Source organism: Thermobifida fusca YX (assembly GCF_000012405.1).
GTDB lineage: Bacteria > Actinomycetota > Actinomycetes > Streptosporangiales > Streptosporangiaceae > Thermobifida > Thermobifida fusca.
The window spans coordinates 3,381,913-3,402,391 of sequence record NC_007333.1; the positions used below are offsets into that span (position 1 = coordinate 3,381,913).

15 protein-coding genes are annotated in these 20,479 nt (G+C 67.0%); 4 read left to right on the top strand and 11 right to left on the bottom strand.

Annotated elements, in window-relative coordinates; genetic code table 11:
- Nucleotides 1-69 precede the first annotated feature (69 nt).
- Together TFU_RS14300 and TFU_RS14305 are read left to right on the top strand one after the other, a co-directional pair.
- The gene (locus TFU_RS14300) at nucleotides 70-609 is read left to right on the top strand and encodes an FABP family protein (RefSeq protein ID WP_011293295.1); all 540 of its coding nucleotides are present in this window, start codon (nucleotides 70-72) and stop codon (nucleotides 607-609) included.
- A gap of 301 nt (nucleotides 610-910) precedes the next feature.
- The gene (locus tag TFU_RS14305) at nucleotides 911-1,942 is read left to right on the top strand and encodes a YgfZ/GcvT domain-containing protein (protein WP_011293296.1); all 1,032 of its coding nucleotides are present in this window, start codon (nucleotides 911-913) and stop codon (nucleotides 1,940-1,942) included.
- Nucleotides 1,943-1,957: 15 nt separating this feature from the next.
- Here TFU_RS14305 and TFU_RS14310 read toward each other — a convergent pair whose 3' ends face one another.
- On the bottom strand, nucleotides 1,958-2,713 hold the full coding sequence (locus TFU_RS14310) for a hypothetical protein (RefSeq protein WP_011293297.1): 756 nt from the start codon (nucleotides 2,711-2,713) through the stop codon (nucleotides 1,958-1,960).
- A 67-nt stretch (nucleotides 2,714-2,780) separates the two neighbouring features.
- Here TFU_RS14310 and TFU_RS14315 point away from each other — a divergent pair, with 67 nt between their 5' ends.
- Entirely contained in the window at nucleotides 2,781-3,656 is an 876-nt protein-coding gene (locus TFU_RS14315; protein ID WP_011293298.1) for an A/G-specific adenine glycosylase, read from the top strand.
- A gap of 217 nt (nucleotides 3,657-3,873) precedes the next feature.
- Here the strand turns inward: TFU_RS14315 and TFU_RS14320 are convergent, their stop codons facing one another.
- Entirely contained in the window at nucleotides 3,874-6,366 is a 2,493-nt protein-coding gene (locus TFU_RS14320) for an ATP-dependent Clp protease ATP-binding subunit (RefSeq protein ID WP_011293299.1), read from the bottom strand.
- Nucleotides 6,367-6,808: 442 nt separating this feature from the next.
- Nucleotides 6,809-7,144, bottom strand: coding sequence for a histone-like nucleoid-structuring protein Lsr2 (locus TFU_RS14325; RefSeq protein ID WP_011293300.1), 336 nt, complete (start codon nucleotides 7,142-7,144; stop codon nucleotides 6,809-6,811).
- A gap of 983 nt (nucleotides 7,145-8,127) precedes the next feature.
- Here TFU_RS14325 and TFU_RS14335 point away from each other — a divergent pair.
- A complete protein-coding gene (locus TFU_RS14335; RefSeq protein WP_011293301.1) occupies nucleotides 8,128-11,280 on the top strand; it encodes a UvrD-helicase domain-containing protein in 3,153 nt (1,050 codons plus the stop codon).
- Here the strand turns inward: TFU_RS14335 and TFU_RS14340 are convergent.
- The 8 genes from TFU_RS14340 to TFU_RS14375 all read right to left on the bottom strand — a co-directional run bounded on the left by TFU_RS14340 (nucleotide 11,277) and on the right by TFU_RS14375 (nucleotide 20,442).
- Nucleotides 11,277-11,852, bottom strand: a complete 576-nt coding sequence (locus TFU_RS14340; protein WP_011293302.1) for an amino-acid N-acetyltransferase — start codon at nucleotides 11,850-11,852, stop codon at nucleotides 11,277-11,279. The two genes, TFU_RS14335 and TFU_RS14340, sit on opposite strands and share 4 nt — an antisense overlap.
- A 155-nt stretch (nucleotides 11,853-12,007) precedes the next feature.
- Nucleotides 12,008-12,253, bottom strand: a complete 246-nt coding sequence (locus TFU_RS16365) for a LuxR C-terminal-related transcriptional regulator (RefSeq protein WP_370492685.1) — start codon at nucleotides 12,251-12,253, stop codon at nucleotides 12,008-12,010.
- Between the two features lie 699 nt (nucleotides 12,254-12,952).
- Nucleotides 12,953-14,443 (bottom strand): bifunctional lysylphosphatidylglycerol synthetase/lysine--tRNA ligase LysX, encoded by a 1,491-nt coding sequence (gene lysX / locus TFU_RS14350; protein WP_011293304.1) that lies wholly within the window; start codon nucleotides 14,441-14,443, stop codon nucleotides 12,953-12,955.
- A gap of 207 nt (nucleotides 14,444-14,650) precedes the next feature.
- Nucleotides 14,651-15,427: a type III pantothenate kinase gene (locus TFU_RS14355; RefSeq protein WP_011293305.1), complete on the bottom strand. Its 777-nt coding sequence runs from the start codon at nucleotides 15,425-15,427 to the stop codon at nucleotides 14,651-14,653.
- 30 nt (nucleotides 15,428-15,457) lie between these two features.
- A complete protein-coding gene (locus tag TFU_RS14360) occupies nucleotides 15,458-18,061 on the bottom strand; it encodes an L-aspartate oxidase (protein WP_011293306.1) in 2,604 nt (867 codons plus the stop codon).
- Between the two features lie 33 nt (nucleotides 18,062-18,094).
- Nucleotides 18,095-18,985: a pantoate--beta-alanine ligase gene (gene panC, locus TFU_RS14365; protein WP_011293307.1), complete on the bottom strand. Its 891-nt coding sequence runs from the start codon at nucleotides 18,983-18,985 to the stop codon at nucleotides 18,095-18,097.
- Between the two features lie 33 nt (nucleotides 18,986-19,018).
- Nucleotides 19,019-19,909: a Rossmann-like and DUF2520 domain-containing protein gene (locus TFU_RS14370; protein ID WP_011293308.1), complete on the bottom strand. Its 891-nt coding sequence runs from the start codon at nucleotides 19,907-19,909 to the stop codon at nucleotides 19,019-19,021.
- A 293-nt stretch (nucleotides 19,910-20,202) separates the two neighbouring features.
- On the bottom strand, nucleotides 20,203-20,442 hold the full coding sequence (locus TFU_RS14375) for a chaplin family protein (protein WP_011293309.1): 240 nt from the start codon (nucleotides 20,440-20,442) through the stop codon (nucleotides 20,203-20,205).
- Nucleotides 20,443-20,479 lie beyond the last annotated feature (37 nt).

Below are 20,479 nucleotides of genomic sequence, written 5' to 3' on the forward strand. Positions count from 1 at the left end.
AAGTGCTGGTGCCGGCCGCGTCGGCTGCGGGTACGGGCGAATGCTGTGCCGCCGCTAGTCTCGGACACTATGCAGTCTGAGATGCATCCAGAACTGGCGAAGCTGTCGTTTTTGCTGGGCCGCTGGGAAGGACTGGGGGTCGCAGGCTACCCGGATACCGAAGAATTCCAGTTCACCCAGGTCATCGAGTTCACCCACGACGGCCATCCGCATCTGAACTATCGGAGCCAGGTGTGGCGGGTCAACGAGGACGGTTCCCGGGGTGAACCGGTGACGTCCGAGTCGGGGTATTGGCGGGTTCGGACGGGCAAGGCAGCGCAGCAGGAGGATCCTGACCAGCCGCCCATCCACGTGGAGGTGCTGATCTCCCACCCCGAGGGGTACAGCGAGGTCTACCTCGGCACGGTTTTCGCTCACCGGGTGGAGCTGCACACGGATGTGGTGGTCCGCACGGAGACGGGGCTTCCTGCGGCGGCCAGCCACCGGTTGTACGGGTTGTTCGGGGACAACCGGGAGACGCTGGGCTACGCCTGGGATCTGGCGGCCAACAGCAAAGAACTGCAGCCGTACATGTCCGCCCAGTTGCAGCGGGTCGACCGCAAGTCGTGAGAAGTGGCCTGGGGCGGACCCTCGGGTTTCTCCAGCGCAGGCTGGGGCCAGTCGGACAAGGCTGGCCACCCGAGGGTCCGGGTGTCCACCGTGGATTCGCTAGCGCGATCCGTGGGGTCGCCCTAGCGGGCGAACACCTCGCGTGTCCGCAAAGAGCTCACTTTGTGGACCACCTCCTTTCTCGCGTGCCCTCGACGGTACGTGCAGGGACGGGTGCGGGGCAAACCTTTTTTCGCGGGTATTCCGGGAACGGGGAGGTGTCCGCCCCACCGAGCTGTGGCGGGGACATAGGCTCACAGGTATGACTTCGCCGTTGCTCACGCGTCCCGGCGCGGTGGCCGCCGAGGCGCCTGATACTGAGATCGCCGCCCACTACGGGGAAATGTTCCAGGAACAGCGGGCCTTGGACCGTGGCGCGGGCTGGGTGGACCGGAGCAACCGGGGCGTGGTCCGCGTGTCCGGCCCGGACCGGTTGGGATGGTTGCACGACCTCACCAGCCAGCATTTGCGGGAGCTGGCCCCGGGGACCGCCACTGAAACCTTGGTGATGGACGCCAACGGGCGGATCAAGCACCACTTGTCGGTGGTGGACGACGGCACCGCGCTGTGGGCTCACGTGGAACCGGGGACCGCGGAGGAGCTTGTTGCGTTCCTCCAGTCCATGCGGTTCATGCTGCGGGTCGAGGTGGACGATCTGAGCGCGGAGCGCGCCGTGGTGACCGTGGCGGGCCCGGATCGGGCTGCGGTGCTGGACGCGGTGCGTGACTCGTTGCCGCCGGAGACCGTGCTCCGTCCCGCTGCCGACGAGACCGACCTTTTCCTGCCGGCAGCGGCGCTGGTGGAGGTCACTGAGGCGTTGACTGCGGCGGGGGCGCGGCCTGCCGGGCTGTGGGCTTATGAAGCGCGCCGGATTGCCGCGCACCGGCCCCGGTTCGGGATTGACACGGACCACCGGGCGATCGCCCACGAGATGGGGTGGATTGGTTCCGCGGTGCACCTCGACAAGGGGTGCTATCCGGGGCAGGAGACGGTGGCGCGAGTCCACAACTTGGGGCGTCCGCCGCGCCGTCTGGTGATGCTGCACTTGGACGGCACGGCTGAGCGGCTGCCCGCGCGGGGGGCCGACATCGAGTTGGACGGCCGTTCCGTGGGGTTCGTGGGGTCGTCGGCCCGCCACTTCGAGCTGGGACCGATCGCTTTGGGTTTGGTCAAGCGGACGGTTCCCGTGGACGCCGAGTTTGTGGTGGACGGGATCGCTGCCGCGCAGGAAGTGGTGGTCAGCCCGGACACGGGGGCGAACGCGCAGATCGCCTTGCGGCGCCGCCCGCACTGACCCCGGTTTCAGGGGCTAGTGCAGGCGGAACACTTGGGATCCGGCGACTTCGTAGTCGCTGTAGGCCTTGGCCACGTAGGTGCCGGGGCGGGCGTGGACGACGTCGTCCCGGCAGTCCGGCCAGGAGCGGGTGCGGTCCCAGGTGAGGTCCACGTCGTGGGGGACGCCGCGCCGGAGTTCCACGGCTTCTGCGCGGAACGCGTCCCCGCAGTCGGCGCTGGACCAGATGCGGTCGTTGCCTGAGGTGATGCGCAGTTCCAGGGTGTCGGGTCCCACGTCTGCCCGGCAGGTGGTGGAACCGGTGTTGACCAGGGTGAGGGTGAGGACGGGGTAGACCCCTGCGGCATAGTCGTCCCGGTCGGAGTGCACAGTCACGACCACGTTCTCGGGGTGGCAGGGGGCGGCGGTGGACTGGGCACCGCTGCTTCCTCCCCCGGACGAGCCGCCCGCGGCGAAGTCAGGGTCGGTGCTGCCGCCTGCCGCGGTGGTGTCGGGGTCCCCCTCCCCCGCATCGTCGGTTTCAGGGGAATCGTCGGCATTGTCGGGGTCGTCGGGGGGTGAGGCTGGGATACTGGGTTCTGCCGACCCGGCGCTGTGCGGAGCGTCCTCCGAGCCAGGGCTGGAGTCGGTGCTTGCCGGGATGATCGAGTCCTCCTCGTCGGCGGAGGGACGGCAGGCGTATGCGATCAGCGCGAGTACCGCGAGCAGCCCTGCCAATACCACGAACCGTCGCCGCCAGTAGATTGCCTTGCTTACCGGTCCCGAAGCCATAACCGTAAGTATCCCGGCTTCCAGAGTTTTACGCCTACTCGACCCGCCGTTGGAATTCTGATCGTCTATGACCGCAAACCCCTACCGTACAGCCGTTCTCGCCTGGTATGACGCCAACGCACGGGATCTCCCGTGGCGCTCCGCGGAGGTGACCCCGTGGGGTGTGCTGGTGAGCGAGGTGATGCTCCAGCAGACCCCGGTGGCGCGGGTGCTGCCCGCCTGGCAGGCGTGGATGGAACGCTGGCCTACCCCGAAGGACCTGGCGGCCGATTCTGCGGGGGAAGCCGTGCGGATGTGGGGGCGGCTCGGCTATCCGCGTCGTGCGCTGCGGTTGCACGCGTGTGCGACGGTGATCGTGGAGCGGCACGGCGGCACAGTGCCGGACTCGTACGACGAACTGTTGGCGCTGCCCGGGGTGGGGGCATACACGGCGGCCGCGGTGGCGAGTTTCGCGTTCCAGCAGCGGCATGCGGTGTTGGACACGAACGTGCGGCGTGTCTTGGAGCGGCTGGTGAACGGGCGGCAGTATCCGCCGCGAACCCCCACGAAAGCCGAGTACCGGCTGGCGGAGTCGTTGCTTCCGGAGGAGCCCGCGGTAGCGGCTCGGTGGGGGGTCGCGGTGATGGAGCTGGGTGCGCTGGTGTGTACGGCGCGGTCGCCCCGCTGCGGGGTGTGCCCGGTGGTGGACCAGTGCGCGTGGGTGCTCGCGGGGTGTCCCCCGCATGACGGGCCGCCGCGGCGCGGCCAGCGGTATGCGGGGACGGACCGCCAGGTCCGCGGCCGGCTGTTGGCGGTGCTGCGGGAAGCGTCCGGTCCGGTGCCGAAGTCGATGTTGGACGCGGTGTGGGATGACGCGGTCCAGCGGGAACGGGCGTTGGACAGTCTGGTGGCTGACGGTCTGGTGGACCCGTTGGAGACGGGCGAGTACGCGCTGCCTAACTGACCGGGAAGCCGTGCCCGTGTCGTGTCTCGAGGCGGCAGGGGAGGCGGTGCGGGTGCGGCCGGCCGGGAAAGCCGGTGCGTGGTGCGTGCCGCGGTTGTCGGGGTGTGCACAGGTCGGCGCATACGAGAAGGAGGGGTGGCCGGTGGACCACCCCTCCTTCTCGTGTATTGGGTGCGTTACGGGTCGGTGCGGGACCGCTCGATGGAAGAGCTCGGTGCTACTGAGCGCCCACCTCTGCGGTCTCCGGCAGTGCCTGCGGCTTCGGCACACCGCGGAAGGTGAACTTGGCGTCGGCGCCTTCGCCTTCCGCGTCGACGATGACGATCTGGCCGGACTTGAGTTCGCCGTAGAGGATCTTCTCCGACAGGGCGTCTTCGATCTCCCGCTGGATCGTCCGGCGCAGCGGCCGGGCGCCCAGCACCGGGTCGTAGCCCCGCTCGGCGAGGATCTTCTTGGCGTGCGGCCGGACCTCGATACCCATGTCGCGGTCCTTGAGCCGCTCGTCCAGCCGGGCGACCATCAGGTCGACGATGGCGGTGATCTCCTTCTGCGTCAGCTGGTGGAACACGATCGTGTCGTCCACCCGGTTGAGGAACTCAGGCCGGAAGTGCTGCTTGAGCTCCTCGTTCACCTTGGCCTTCATGCGGTCGTACGTGGTCTGGGTGTCGTCCGGCCGCGCGAAGCCCATGGGCTGGCCCTTGGAGATGTCCCGGGTGCCCAGGTTGGTGGTCATGACGATGATCGTGTTCTTGAAGTCGACGTTGCGGCCCTGGGCGTCGGTGAGACGGCCCTCCTCCAGCACCTGGAGCAGCGAGTTGAAGATGTCGCCGTGGGCCTTCTCGATCTCGTCGAACAGCACCACCGAGAACGGCTTGCGCCGCACCTTCTCGGTGAGCTGGCCGCCCTCCTCGTAGCCGACGTAGCCGGGAGGCGAGCCGAACAGGCGCGACACGGTGTGCTTCTCCATGAACTCGCTCATGTCGAGCTGGATCAGCGCGTCCTCGTCGCCGAAGAGGAACTCGGCCAGCGCCTTGCACAGCTCGGTCTTACCGACACCGGACGGGCCGGCGAAGATGAACGAGCCACCGGGACGCTTGGGGTCCTTCAGGCCGGCGCGGGTGCGGCGGATCGCCTGGGAGAGCGCCTTGATGGCGTCGTCCTGGCCGATGACCCGCTTGTGCAGCTCCTCTTCCATGCGGAGCAGGCGCGAGGACTCTTCCTCGGTGAGCCGGAAGACCGGGATGCCGGTAGCGGTGGCGAGGACTTCGGCGATGAGCTCCTCGTTCACCTCGGCGACCGTGTCCATGTCGCCGGCCTTCCACTCCTTCTCCTTCTGCGCGCGCTGCGCCTGGAGCCGCTTCTCTTCGTCGCGGAGTGCGGCAGCCCGCTCGAAGTCCTGGGCGTCGATCGCCGCCTCCTTGTCACGCCGCACCTTGGCGATCTTCTCGTCAAATTCGCGCAGGTCCGGCGGGGCGGTCATGCGGCGGATCCGCATGCGCGAGCCGGCTTCGTCGATTAGGTCGATGGCCTTGTCCGGCAGATAGCGGTCGCTGATGTAGCGGTCGGCTAGCTGCGCGGCGGCGACCAGAGCACCGTCGGTGATGGACACGCGGTGGTGCGCCTCGTAGCGGTCGCGCAGGCCCTTGAGGATCTCGATGGTGTGCGAGATCGTGGGCTCCTCGACCTGGATGGGCTGGAAGCGGCGCTCCAGCGCGGCGTCCTTCTCCAGGTACTTGCGGTATTCGTCCAGGGTGGTCGCGCCGATGGTCTGCAGTTCACCGCGGGCCAGCATCGGCTTGAGGATGGAGGCCGCGTCGATCGCGCCTTCCGCGGCGCCGGCGCCGACCAGGGTGTGCAGCTCGTCGATGAAGAGGATGATGTCGCCGCGGGAGCGGATCTCCTTGAGGACCTTACGCAGCCGCTCTTCGAAGTCACCCCGGTAGCGGCTGCCCGCGACCAGGGCGCCGAGGTCGAGCGTGTAGAGCTGCTTGTCCTTGAGGGTTTCGGGGATCTCGCCCTTGACGATCTTCTGCGCCAGGCCTTCGACCACGGCGGTCTTTCCGACACCGGGGTCGCCCACCAGGACAGGGTTGTTCTTGGTGCGCCGCGACAGGACCTGCATGACCCGTTCGATCTCCTTGTCGCGACCGATGACCGGGTCGAGCTTGCCTTCGCGGGCGGCCTGGGTCAGGTTGCGGCCGAACTGGTCCAGCACCAGGGACGTGGACGGTGCCGACTCGGCGGCCGTGCCGGCGGCCTGCGGCTCCTTGCCCTGGTAGCCGTGGAGCAGCTGGATCACCTGCTGGCGCACCCGGTTGAGGTCGGCGCCCAGCTTCACCAGCACCTGGGCGGCCACACCCTCGCCCTCTCGGATGAGGCCGAGCAGGATGTGCTCCGTGCCAATGTAGTTGTGTCCCAGTTGCAGGGCCTCGCGCAGTGACAGTTCCAGGACCTTCTTGGCACGGGGTGTGAAGGGAATGTGGCCGGACGGGGCCTGCTGCCCCTGCCCGATGATCTCCTCAACCTGCTGACGGACGGCTTCCAGGCTGATGCCGAGGCTCTCCAGAGCCTTGGCAGCGACGCCCTCGCCCTCGTGGATGAGGCCGAGCAGGATGTGCTCCGTGCCAATGTAGTTGTGGTTGAGCATCCTGGCTTCTTCTTGAGCCAGGACAACCACGCGCCGTGCGCGGTCGGTAAACCTCTCGAACATGTCTCGTCGCTCCTCACAGAGCGGTCAGGCAGGGACGGAAGTTCCGACCCTCACTTTTCCGCCTATCGGCCCCGAGGTGGATCAGGGAACCTCCAGGGCACTGTCGCACCCGTCTACACCGCGCCGACCGGCTCCCCGGACGGCCACACGAATACACCCACCACCGATCTCTTCACACGGTGCTATGCCAAGAGACTTTCCCCGACGATAGGGCGTTCATCCTCATCCAACTACTGTTCGCCCCTCATATGTTCCGCGTACGCCGCAAGCGAACGGCCCGCGACCCTCAACTACGTGAGAGAACGCGGGCCGTGATGCGTGTTCGCACGATATTTGCTCTAAGCGAACAGCGTTGCTGGTCAGTGTTCCGGAGGGGGCAATCCTCGCTGGAGAGGATTCACGCCCTCAGCGGCACGGCGTGAATCCGGGGCGAGGGCGACAGTCAGCGTCCCTGGGCGGCGTGGTATTCGTCCATGATCGCCTGAGGGATGCGGCCTCGTTCGCCGACCTGCTTGCCAGCCGCCCGGGCCCAGGCGCGGATCTCGGCGCTGCGCTCCCGACTCAGCGTGCTGCGCTGCTTGCTGCGGGTAGCACCACGCTTCGTCGGTGCCTTGCGGGCGGCCTTAATAAAAGGTTCGAGCGCAGCGCGGAGCTTAGCCGCGTTTTCACCACTGAGGTCGATCTCATAGGTGGCACCGTCGATTCCGAAGGAGACCGTCTCCTCAGCCTCACCTCCATCGAGGTCATCGACGAGTAGCACCTGTACCTTTTGGGCCATGCTGGGTCCTTTCTTGGCTGAGAAGAGTGTTAACAGGCCATTGAATATAAAGCTATCCTGCGGCCTTTGGAAAGACAATTCACTCTACTCAGAATGAAGTTATCTTCGATCACATCAAGATGATGGGAAGAAATTTATGACAGAGTTGATGCTGAGCTGTCAGATGCAGTCAAGAAGTTCATAACATGCCCGCCGACACAGCATTCACTGATGTGGGCTTAGCGCCCCTTGTGCTCTTCCTCTGTGTCACGGACTTCCGCATCGGAAGCGCGCGGTGTGTCTTGGCTCTCAGCAGCGACTTTGTTGTCCGCTTCCTTCGTCTCTGGTGATTCGCCCTCGTCAATGGGCCTGCCGTCGGACGTTCTGGGCGCCATCTCCTTACGGAGCAGCGTGTAGATAGCCACGCAGAACACTGTCGCGACAACAGCGGGCGGGATCAGTGCTGACAATACGTCCCACATCAGACGAACCCTTCTCCTGGCCGTTCCTTTATACAGCGATTACCCAGAGCGGGATGCCTGCTGGTTCCCTGGTACGACGGCCGTATCAACTGTCGACGGGCCCAGGTCATCATAGGTGAGCAGCCACGCTGTTCCACCAGGAACCCGCATCCCGTTTAGCCAGAGTTGGAAGTGGCTAAAGGTCTATCGGGGATCGCACTCAGCCTAAAACACCCATACACACAGGACCAAAAGACAACTGCGCGTAGCCGGCAGAGAACTCAAACACCCAGCCGCAAGCAGATCGTATTAAACAGAAGAAGATCACAAAGCGCCGCGCAACGTCCTATGCGAACAAAAACCGATCCGCTTTTTGTTCGCATTGCACAGATTACCCCTTCTCTCCACAGAGTGCTCTCAGCAAGCTCTAAGGTCTGTCCCAGTGGGAAGTTGTGGGATCGTTGCAGGGTGACCGGAGAGAGTGGCAGACCCCGCTGTCTGCGCACACCAGGACTCCCCCTTGGGCATTGAGAGGACCTCGCCGTGGAGTTCCACGCCGATCTACATATCCACTCCAAGTACTCGCGGGCGTGCAGCAAAGATTCCGATCTGGAACACCTCGCGTGGTGGGCTGCCCGCAAGGGGATCGCCTTGGTCGGAACCGGTGATTTCACTCACCCTGCCTGGCGGGCCGAGTTGGAGCGCGACCTGGTCCCCGCAGAACCCGGTCTTTTCCGGTTGCGCCCCGAAATCGAGTCGCGCATCCTGCGGACTCTGCCACCGAACTGCCGCACCCTGCCCCGCTTCATGCTCTCCGTGGAGATCTCCACGATCTACAAACGCGACGGCCGCACCCGCAAAGTGCACCACCTGCTTTATGCGCCGTCGTTTGAGGCGGCCGGGCGGATTACCGCCGACCTCGCCAAGATAGGCAACCTCGCCTCGGACGGCCGCCCCATTCTGGGCCTGGACTCCCGCGACCTGCTGGACATTACGCTCTCCAGCGATCCCGGCTCCTATCTCGTGCCCGCCCATATCTGGACCCCGTGGTTTTCGGCCCTGGGCTCCAAATCCGGTTTCGACAGCATCGCCGACTGCTACGCCGACCTGGCTGACCACATCTTCGCGGTGGAGACCGGGCTGTCCAGCGACCCGGCCATGAACTGGATGGTCTCTTCCCTCGACTCCTACACCCTGGTGAGCAATTCCGACGCGCATTCCCCGCCGATGCTGGCGCGGGAAGCGACCCGGTTCGACACCGATCTCGACTATTACGCGGTGCGGCGGGCTTTGGAGACCGGGGAAGGCTTCCGCGGCACGGTCGAATTCTTCCCCGAGGAAGGGAAATACCACCTGGACGGGCACCGCAAATGCGGGATCCGCTTCGACCCGCAGGCCACCCGGGACCACCATGGTCGCTGCCCGGTGTGCGGGAAACCGCTCACGGTCGGCGTCTTCCACCGGGTCAGCGAACTCGCTGACCGGTCTGAAGGCTACCGGGTGCCAGGGGCGGCGGACTTCACCAGCCTGGTTCCGCTGCCGGAGATCGTCAGCGAGATCGTGGGTGTGGGCCCGAAGAGCAAACGCGTCATGGGCGAAGTGACCCGCCTGGTCGGTGAACTCGGCCCCGAGTTGGACATTCTGCAGTCGGTCCCCTTGGACGAGGTGACTCGGGTCGGCGGGGAACTGCTGGGGGAGGCGATCACCCGACTGCGCCGCGGCGAGGTCATCCGGGAAGCCGGCTACGACGGCGAATACGGCGTGATCCGCATGTTCCAGCCTGAGGAGCTGCGCTCCAAGAACACTACGCCGACCCTCTTCGGCGACCTCGACCTTCCGGAGCAAGCCCCGGCTGCTCCGCGGACGGCGCGCCGCTCCGCCCCGTCGGCGCCAACCCCCGCACCGGAGCCGGTAACACCAGCGGACACCGACGCCGAGCCCGCGCTTTTCTCGGCCGAGGAAACCTCGTCCCAGCCGTCGCCCGCCAGCCTGCTGGACGGCCTGGACCCGGACCAGCGGGCCGCCGCAGAACACACCGGGGGGCCACTGCTCATCGTCGCCGGCCCCGGCACGGGGAAGACCCGCACCCTGACGCATCGGATCGCCTACGTGGTGGCGGAACGCGGTGTTCCCGCCAGCCAGTGTTTGGCGATCACGTTCACCCGGCGGGCAGCCGACGAGCTGCGGGAACGGCTGCACGCGCTCCTCGGCGAACGCGCCGCGGACATGACCATCACCACGCTGCACGGCCTGGGCGCGCTGATCCTGCGGGAGCAGTACGCGCGGGCCGGGCTGAGCCCCGACTTCACCATCGCCGACGACAGCCTGCGTCAGGAGATCGCCGCCGAGATCGCCGGTTCTGCCGGGGAAGGGCGGCGGCTCCTCGCCCGCCGGGAGACGGCGCTGCACGAGGACGACGCAGAGATCGCCCGGTTTGATGCCCGGCTGCGGGAAGCGAACCTGGTGGACTTCACCGACCTGATCCGGTTGCCGGTGCGGCTGCTCTCCGCGGACGAGGAGCTCGTCGCCCACTATCGGAGCCGCTGGCCGTACATCAGCGTGGACGAATACCAGGACGTGGACGAAAGCCAGTACGCGCTGCTGCGGCTCTTGGCCGGCCCGGAGGCGAACCTCACGGTGATCGGCGACCCCGACCAGGCCATCTACGGGTTCCGCGGCGCTGATGTGGGCTTCTTCCTGCGGTTCACCGAGGACTATCCGAGCGCGCGCACCGTCCAGTTGACCCGCAACTACCGGTCCAACTCCACGATCGTCAACGCTGCGCTGCAGGCGATCGCCCCCGCCTCGCTGGTGCCGGGGCGGACGCTGCGCGCCGTGGGCCAGTTCGGTGAGGCGCCGCGGATCGGCGTGCACGTTGCAGCCGACGAGTACGCCGAGGCGTCGTTCGTGGCCCGCGCGATCGACCGGCTGCTTGGTGGGACGTCGCTGCACTCGCTGGACAGCGGCCGGGTCACCGAGGACGGGGACGATTCGCTGTCGTTCAGCGACATCTGCGTGCTGTACCGCACCGATGCGCAGAGCGAGGCGATCATCAGCGCGTTCAACACGGCGGGCATCCCGTTCCAGAAGCGTTCGCACGACCGGCTGCTGTCCCGCCCGGAGATGCGGATCCTCGTCGCGGAGCTGCCACACCAGCCGGACGGTCCGGTGGTCGACCGGGTGCGGTCCGCGGTGGAGACGCTGTGTCGCCGCTATGCCGACAACGAGCGGCGGGTCACCGACGTACGGGCCGCCGGGGAACTGGTGGCCCCGCTGGCGGAGCGGTGCGGCACCGACCTTTCCGAGTTCCTCTCCGCGTTGGCGCTCGGCGCTGAAGTGGACGCCTTGGATCCGCGGGCCGACCGGGTGTCGCTGCTGACCTTGCACGCCGCTAAAGGGCTCGAATACCCGGTGGTGTTCCTGGTGGGCTGCGAGGACGGGCTGCTGCCGTTCTTCTTCCCGGGTGAGGAGCACGAGGACACGGCTGAGGAGCGCCGCCTGTTCTTCGTGGGGATCACGCGGGCGCAGCGTCGGCTGTACCTGTCCCGGGCGCGGCGGCGCACGCGGCGGGGCCGCACCTTCGACGCGGCACCGTCTCCTTTCCTCGCGGCCATTGACGCGAAGCTCACCATGGCGGTGGATGCGGAGTCGGCGCTCCGGAAGCGCCCGAAGGACCGGCAGTTGCGGCTGCTCTAGGCCCCGGGGCGGGCCGAGGAGCCGTTCGCGGAGTCCTGGGCCGGGTCGGAGTCCAGGTGCAGCAGCATGCGGACGTTGCCGAGGGTGTTGGGTTTGACCCGGTCCAGGTCGAGGAATTCCGCGACCCCCTCGTCGTAGGAGCGCAAGAGTTCCTGATAGACCTCGTCGGAGACCGGGGTGCCTTTGATCTCCACGAAACCGTGTTTGGCGAAGAACGCGGTTTCGAAGGTCAGGCAGAAGACCCGGCGCACACCGAGTTCTCGCGCGGTGTCCAGCAGCGCGGAGACGATGCGGTGCCCCACCCCGCGGCCCTGGACCTCCGGGTCGACGGCGACTGTGCGGACCTCGGCGAGGTCTTCCCACAGCACGTGAAGCGCCCCGCACCCCACGACCCGCTTGCTTGTTCCGTCGTCGAGTTCGCCCACCCAGAACTCTTGGATGTCCTCGTACAGAGTGACCGTGCTCTTAGTGAGGATGCGGCCTTCCCCACTGAAGAGGTCGATGAGTCTGCGGATGTGGACGACGTCGCGGGTGCGTGCCCGGCGGACGGTGATCGCTTCTTCTATTGTCATCGCCGAGTCAGCTTATCCGTATCTCGGCGACGGCGCCGTCCGCGCTCCCGCCGAAACGGCGCTGTGGTGTGCTCCGTGGGCGGGTGCGGGCGGCGCCGTGGAGGTCCAAGGCCTGGTAGTGGCATACAGAGCGGTGTCCGCGCAGCGCAGCCGGGCTAGATCAGGTGCCGGCGGGCGGCCCAGACGACCGCTTCGATGGGGGTGTTGACGCCAAGACGGTCGCAGATCGAGCGGAGGCGGCGGCGCAGGGTGCGCGCGCTGAGGTCCAGGCGACGCGCCACCACGTCGGTGGTGACGCCGGTGGCGATTTCGGCCAGCATGCGCAGCTCGTCTTCGTTGAGGCCCACGGCCCGGGCGTACTCCTCGTTCGAGTCGCGTTCACGCCCTTGGGCGGGCACCAGGCAGCAGTCGCGCAGGACCGGTCCGTTCAGTTCTTCTTTAGCGGTTGTCTGACGTACGAGTGTGGCCTGTTCCACTCCGTCCTCCTCATCCGTCCGGTGAGTGCGGAACAACGACTCCATCACCGCGAAGACACACATTCAGATGAGATACGGGATCTTTTGGTTCGCACTTTTGGTGCTTTTCTCGAAACTCTGCGCCACATTGCCCCCATAGGCCCCGTGGGATTGGGGAATGGCTGGGCTTCGGTGGTCGGACTTTCACGCACTCACACGCGGTGGCCTGGGACGGACAGACCTCGCGCGGGTATGTGCTCACCAGACAGTGCTCGAAACGGTGATAACCGCCTCGCCCCCTCGCTATCTGCTGTGGTCCTCTGCGGCAAACGCGCGCGGATTCTCCGCTCCTCGCAAAACGCTAAGCGTATAGCGACATACCGTCAAGAGTTATTCGAACACTAACGGTAATATTTCAAAAACCCACGGTGACAAAAGCTAGAGAAAGAACCCCATGACAGACTTTGACCTGCATAAACAGTGTTTGCCCTGGTCATGGGGGAGCTCGACACTAAAGGCTAGTCCGCATTCCGTAGCAGGAATTCTGGACAGCCCTTCGAGGAGTTTTCGACGTCTCCTGACCGAAAAGGAAGGGCACACTCACGCGTAAGAGACGCGTATGAGTGTGCCCTCGACAGGACTTACTTATCTCTGTTCCTGTCGGACCAATGGGAACAGGATCGTCTCGCGAATGTTCTTTCCGGTAAAGGCCATCAACAGCCGGTCGACGCCCACACCGACACCGCCGGTAGGCGGCATGGCGTACTCCAAGGCGCGCAGAAAATCCTCGTCCAACTGCATTGCCTCGGGATCGCCCCCGGCAGCCAGCAGAGACTGCTCAGTCAAGCGGCGGCGCTGCTCCACCGGATCAATCAACTCGGAATATCCGGTGCCCAACTCCATACCGAATCCGATGAGATCCCACTTCTCGGTGAGCAGCGGGTCTTCACGGTGCTGGCGGGTCAGCGGGCTGGTTTCAAGCGGGTAGTCCCGGACAAAAGTCGGCTGCACCAGGCTGTCTTGGACCAACTCCTCGAAAAGGTGCTCGACGAGCTTGCCCGGACCCCACTCCGGGTTCCATTCGACACCGCGCGCATCCGCCAGCTTCCGCAGCGTCTCCACCGGGGTCCGCGGAGTGACTTCTTCGCCCAGCGCTTCAGAGACCGCGCCGTACAAGGTGATCTGCGGCCACTCGCCGCCCAAGTCGACCTCTGTGTCGCCCCGCTGGACCACCGTGCTGCCGAACACTGCGACGGCGGCTTCCTGGATGAGTTCGCGGGTGATGTCGGCCATCACGTTGTAGTCCGCGTAGGCCTGGTAGAACTCCAGCATCGTGAACTCGGGGTTGTGCGTGGAGTCCGCGCCCTCGTTCCGGAAGTTCCGGTTGATTTCGAAGACCTTCTCAACCCCGCCGACCACCATCCGCTTCAAGTACAGTTCGGGGGCGATGCGCAGGTAGAGGTCGAGGTCGTAGGCGTTGATGTGGGTGACGAAGGGGCGTGCCGTCGCCCCGCCGTGCACCTGCTGCAGCATCGGCGTCTCAACCTCGATGTAGCCGCGGTTGTGCAGCCCGTCGCGCAGCGCACGCACCGTGCGGGCGCGGCGCATCACCATCTCCCGCGACTCGGGGTTGACGATAAGGTCCACGTAGCGCTGGCGCACCCGTGCCTCAGGGTCGGTCAGCCCCTTGTGCTTGTCCGGCAGCGGGCGCAGGCACTTGGAGGTCAGCGTCCAGGTGTCCGCGAGGATCGACAACTCGCCTCGCCGAGAAGTGATCACTTCCCCTTCGACACCGATGTGGTCGCCCAGGTCGACGTCGCTCTTCCACGCCGCCAAACGCTCGGCGCCCACCCTGTCCAGGGAGAGCATGACCTGGATGTCCCCGGACGCGTCCCGGATCGTGGCGAAGCAGAGTTTGCCGCCGGTCCGATACAGCATGACCCGCCCGGTCAGGGCCACGCGTTCCCCGGTGTAGACGTCCGGAGCGAGATCGCCGTGTTTCGCCCGGACCTCTGCGATCGTCGTCGTGCGCGGGAAGGTCACCGGGTAGGGGTCGACACCCTCCCGACGCAGTCGGTCCAGCTTCTCGCGGCGAACCCGCATCTGTTCCGGCAGATCATCCAGTACTTCACTCACGCAGTCGATCCTATCGGTCAGGGGAGCACAGCAATCTACGCGTCAACAGCGTGCACCCTCGGTTGAACGGGAAAGACACAGCGCCGCACGCGGTGCATGCCACCGCCGTGCTGGCGGCGCTGGGCGGGGGGACAGCCGTCCTGCAGCGCCGCTCGTGCGTCTGCTACCAGGGGTTTGCTCCTGGCGCAGGGTCTCCTGATCTTCTGCTCACGTGTTCCGTTCGAAGATCATGCGCAAGCCGATGAGCGTCAGCCACGGCTCGTGCACGTCCACCGTCTCACATTCGTCCACCACCAGAGGCGCCAGGCCACCGGTGGCGACAACGGTGACGTCGTCCACGTCGTCGGTGAGCTCCTGGGCCATGCGGTCCACGATGCCGTCGACTTGGCCCGCGAACCCGTAGACGATGCCGGAGCGCAGCGCTTCAGTGGTGTTCTTCGCGATCACCGAGCGCGGTTTGATGATCTCCACCATGTGCAACTGCGCACCCCGTTTGGACAGCGCCTCCACCGAGATGTCGATCCCCGGGGCGATGGCTCCGCCAACGTATTCCCCTCGGGCGCTCACCGCGTCGAAGGTGGTGGCGGTGCCGAAGTCCACGACCACGGCGGGACCGCCGTACAGCCGCGCCGCGGCCAGCGCGTTGACGATACGGTCGCTGCCGACCTCCTTGGGGTTGTCCATGCGGATCGGTACGCCCGTTTTGACCCCGGGTTCGACGATGACGGCGGGCACGTCCCCGTAGTGGCGGCGGAACATCTGGCGCATCTCGTTCTGCACCATCGGCACGGTGCAGCACATGGCGATCCCGTCGATGTCGCCGTGGATCAGCGAGTCGAAGTGCAGCAGGTTCTGGACGACCACGGCCCATTCGTCGGCGGTCCGCCGCCCCTTAGACGAGACTCTCCAGTGTTCCAGCAGATCCTCGCCCTCGAATAGACCGAAGACAGTGTCGGAGTTGCCGACGTCGATCGTGAGCAGCATGGGGGCCTACCAAAAGGGGGTCGCTGTCGGTCAGAAGTTCTCACGGAGATCGAGCGCGATGTCCAGTGCGGGACTGGAGTGGGTGAGCGCGCCAACCGCAAGATAGTCCACTCCGGTGGCCGCCACATCCGCTGCCCGATCGAGGGTGAGCCCGCCGCTGGCCTCCAAGCGGGCGCGGCCCGCGACCAGAGCGACTGCTTCCCGCAGTTCGGGCACGGTGAAGTTGTCGAGCAGGATCTCTTCCGCGCCCGCGGCCAGCGCCGGTTCGATCTGGTCGATCCGGTCGACTTCCACCTCCAGCGGGATGTCGGGGAAACGCTCCCGGACTGCTCGCACTGCTTCGGCTACTCCCCCGGCCGCGGCGATGTGGTTGTCCTTGATCAAAGCGGCATCCGCGAGCCCGAAGCGGTGGTTGACCCCGCCGCCGCAGCGAACCGCGTATTTTTCCAGGACGCGCAGGCCCGGGTGGGTTTTGCGGCTGTCCCGAATCGCGGCTTTAGTGCCGGCTACCGCGTCCACCCAGGCGCGGGTGGCGGTAGCGATCCCCGACAGGTGGGTGAGGAAGTTCAGGGCGGTCCGTTCCGCGGTGAGCAGGTCGCGGGTGCGCGCAGTGACCGTCATGAGAATGTCGCCGCGTTTGACGGAGTCGCCGTCGCGAGCGTGCCGGATCACTTCGACAACGCCTTCGCATACGAGGCGGAAGACGAGTTCCGCGAGGGGCAGCCCGGCGACCACCCCGTCCCGGCGGGCGACTACGTCGGCGGTGCGGATCTGTGCGGGAGGAATCGTGGCGACCGTGGTGACGTCGACCTGGTGTCCGGAGCAGTCCTCGGCGAGCGCGGTGCGGATGAGCTCTTCGTGCCATGCCACGGCGGGCCGGGTTTTCTCCGGTGCGGCTCCGCGCAGCGCAGCTTCGGGCACGGTGATCCGGTTGAGCTCCTCGACGAGTTCCTCCGGCAGCGTGTAGGGGCGCATCGACGTGTCCTCCCTGATTCCCGACGGGTCGAGGATGAAGGTCCGGGAGCGTGCCTGAGCCGACGGCTGCTCGTAGTCGGCCCGCCAGTGGGAGCCGCGGGTTTCCTGGCGGCGTTCCGCTGCCCGCACCAGGGCCCAGGCGACGGTGAGCAGGTTGGTGGCCTGCCAGGCGGGCACGCCCGGCGCGGGGTTGGTGGCGGTAGCGCGGGCGGTGAGCTCTTCCAGTACCGCGGTGGCTTTGGCAAGCCCTGCCGCGTCGCGGCGCACTCCGACGTAGCGGGACATGGCTTCCCGCAGTTCGGGGAGGATCTCCGGGTCCGCGAGCCCGCTGGGGCCGCCTCCGGCGGGCAGGACCGGACCGGTCAACGCGGGAGGCTGCTCGTCGGCGAGGGCGGCGGCGATCCGGTCGGCGAAGACCACTCCTTCGAGCAGGGAGTTGGAGGCGAGCCGGTTGGCTCCGTGCACGCCGGTTCGGGCGGTCTCGCCGACCGCGTACAGTCCGGCGAGGTCGGTGCGCCCGTCGTGGTCGACGCGGATGCCGCCGGACGCGTAGTGCGCGGCCGGGGCGACGGGGATGAGGTCGGTGACCGGGTCGATGCCGTGGGTGCGGCACGAGGCGAGGATGGTGGGGAAGCGGCGTTCCCACTTGTCGGCGCCGAAGTGGCGGGCGTCCAGGTAGACATGGTCGGCGCCGGTTTCGGCCATGGCCCGGGCGATTTCGCGGGCGACGACGTCGCGGGGGGCGAGGTCCGCGAGCTCGTGGACGCCGCGCATGAAGCGGCGGCCGTGCACGTCGACGAGGAACGCGCCTTCGCCGCGGACCGCTTCGGAGACGAGGGGCTGGCGGCCGCGGGCGTGGGCGCCCAGCCACAGCACGGTGGGGTGGAATTGCACGAATTCGAGGTCTTGGACGCGTGCTCCGGCGCGCAGCGCCAACGCGAGACCGTCTCCGGTGGACACTTCCGGGTTGGTGGTGGCGGCGAACACCTGTCCCATGCCTCCGGTGGCGAGCACAACGGCTGTGGCGTGGATTGCGCCCACGCCGTCGCGTTCGCCCTCGCCCATGACGTGCACGGTGACCCCGGCGACCCGGCGCTGCCCCTGGGTGTCGACGCCGACGAGCAGGTCGGGGACGAAAGCGTGTTCGATGAGTTCAATGCGGTCGCAGGCGCGGACCGCTTCGACGAGGGCGCGTTCGATCTCCGCGCCGGTAGCGTCCCCACCGGCGTGTGCGATGCGGTGCGCGCGGTGGCCGCCTTCCCTGGTGAGGGCGAGGTCCCCGGTGTCGGTGCGGTCGAAGACGGTTCCCTGGTCGATCAGCCAGTGCAGGGCTGCGGGGCCTTCGTCAACGAGGATGCGGACCGCGTCTGGGTCGCACAGCCCTGCCCCGGCTTCGATGGTGTCCACCAGGTGGGCCCACGGGTTGTCGCCGGGGTCGACGGCGGCAGCGATCCCGCCTTGTGCCCACCGGGTGGAGCCGTTGGCGATGAGGTCCTTGGTGACGAGCACGACCCTGCCTGTGGGGGTCCGCTCGATGTAGCGCAGTGCGGTGCTGAGCCCTGCGATCCCTGATCCGACGATGACCACATCGGTGTGTGCGGTCCAGCCGGGCTCTGGTGCGGTCAGCCGCAGCGGTATCGGGGCAGGGCTCGCGTTCACAACGAAGCTCCCTTGCGCGGTTGTTGAGGGTGGTTACAGGGTCAGCGGAACGTTATCAATCAGCCTGGTCTCCCCCACCCACGCGGCTACCGCTAGCACTGCGTCGCCCCGGTAGTCGTCGCCCACTTCGGTGAAGGTGGTGGGGTCGACGAGGGCCAGATAGTCGACGCTGACCGGGGGTGTGGCGCGGGCTGCTTCGCTGAGGATGGCGCGGGCGGCGGCAAGCACTGCGGCGGGGCCGGAGGAGGCGGCGTCTGCCCCGGCGAACAGGGCTTTGGACAGGGCGAGCGCGCTGGCGCGCTCTTCAGCGCTCAGGTAGACGTTGCGGCTGGAGGTGGCCAGACCGTCGGGGTCGCGCACGGTCGGTGCAGCCACGATGGTGACGGGCAGGCACAGGTCGCGGACCATGCGGCGCACCACGGCCAGCTGTTGGGCGTCTTTTTGGCCGAAGACCGCCACATCCGGGCGGATGAGGTTGAACAGTTTGTTGACGACGGTGAGCACGCCGTGGAAGAAGCCGGGGCGGAATTCTCCTTCCAGGACTCGGCCCATGCTTCCGGGGTCGACGGTGACGATCTGTCCCAGGCTGTCGCCGTCCGCGTCCGGGTACATGACGTCCACGGTGGGCGCGAAGACCACGTCCACTCCTTCTTCAGCGCAGACGCGCAGGTCGTGGTCGAAGGTGCGGGGGTAGCGGTCGTAGTCTTCGTTGGGTCCGAACTGCAGCGGGTTGACGAAGATGCTGACGGCTACGGATTCGGCGTGTTCGCGGGCTTGGGCGATGAGGCTGCGGTGCCCCGTGTGGAGGGCTCCCATGGTGGGGACCAGAGCAAGACGCCCCAGCTGCGGGCGCAGGGCCTGGATTTCTTCGGCGGTACGGGTCACGACCGGGGTTTTGTGTGCGGAGGCGGTCGATTGAGTCACGGCTGGTCTCCGTTGCTCGGGAAGTTGGGCGTGTCAGGTGAGGACGTCGAGGAGCCGTTCGGCGTCCTGCGGTCTGAGCAGACCCGCCGCGAGCGCGCGGTCCGCGGTGAGGCGGGCCAGCGCGAGGTAGCTCGCGACGCTCTCCGGTGCGTGTTCGCGTAGTTGGGCGAGATGCGTGGCGACGGTGTCGGCGTCTCCACGCATCACCGGCCCACTGAGGCCGTCGATGCCGAGGCGTAGCGCGTTGTCCAGGGCTGCGCCGAGGAGTGGGGCGAGCATGCGGCCGGGGTGGTCGACCCCGGCTTGGGCGAGGAGGGACGCGCTTTCGGTGACGAGGGTGACAAGGTGGTTCGCACCGTGGGCGAGGGCCGCGTGGTAGAGCGCCCGGTATTCTTCGGCGATCCACACGGGTTCGGCCCCCATTTCCATGACGAGGGCCTCGGCGATGGGGCGGAGCGATTCGGGTGTGGTGACTCCGAAAGAGCAGTTGGCCAACCGGGTGAGGTCTTCGTCCCGGCCGGTGAAGGTCATGACCGGGTGGAGGGCGAGCGGGAGTGCCCCGGCCTGGGTGAGGGGGGCGAGCACGCTGTAGCCGTGTGCGCCACTAGCGTGCGCGACGAGTTTTCCCGTGACGGTGACACCGGTGGCAGCGAGTCCGTTGGTGAGCGGAGCGAGGGCGTCATCGGGGACGGTCAGCAGGACCAGGTCGCTTTCCGCGATGACGTCGGCGGGTTCGAGGATCCGGGCGTGGGGCAGGCGGGCGGCGACCCGCTGCCGTGACGCCTCGGAGATCGCTGCGGCCGCGACGACGCGGTGTCCGGCGCGTTCGAGTGCCGCACCGAGTGCTGACCCGACCCGGCCCGGGCCGATGACCCCGACGGCGAGCCGTGCGGGGCGCTGCCGTGTGTCATGCGCCGTGTTCATGGCATTCGTTCCAGTCCACTCGGGTACCGGACTTGTCGACGGCTGGGTGTGTTCGCGAGGTGGTCTCCGAAACGGTGGCTGTGGCCTCGACTCCGGAACGGTCCGTCAGACACGCTCTAGGTTACTTGCCGGTTGCGTCCCGGTGACACGTGGGGGCGGGCCTCCGGAACCACGACAACGGCCGACACCGACCGGAAGGTCGGCGTCGGCCGTTCAGCGGATACCACCAGGATTGTCCTGACGCCGATGGGGCTGTGCGGGCCCCATGTCACCGCAAGCTAGGGGTGCGGGTGTTAGTTGAGGACGGCGGCGCCGGAGTACCAGCAGCCCGCGTTGGCGAAGCCGAGGATGGCGATCGCGTTGCCGCAGACGTTGACCGGCACGTTGGCGTCGACGACGAGCTGGTTGCCGCCGAGGATCGATCCCTTTCCGGAGGTGATGATGTCGTCTCCGGAGTGGGCGAGGGCGGTGCCCGTCAGGCTCAGGGTCGTGGCGGCGGTGACAGCGGCGACGGCGAGGATCTTCTTCAGCACGTTTCTTCCCTCCAGAGGGTCGGGGGAATAGGGGGGC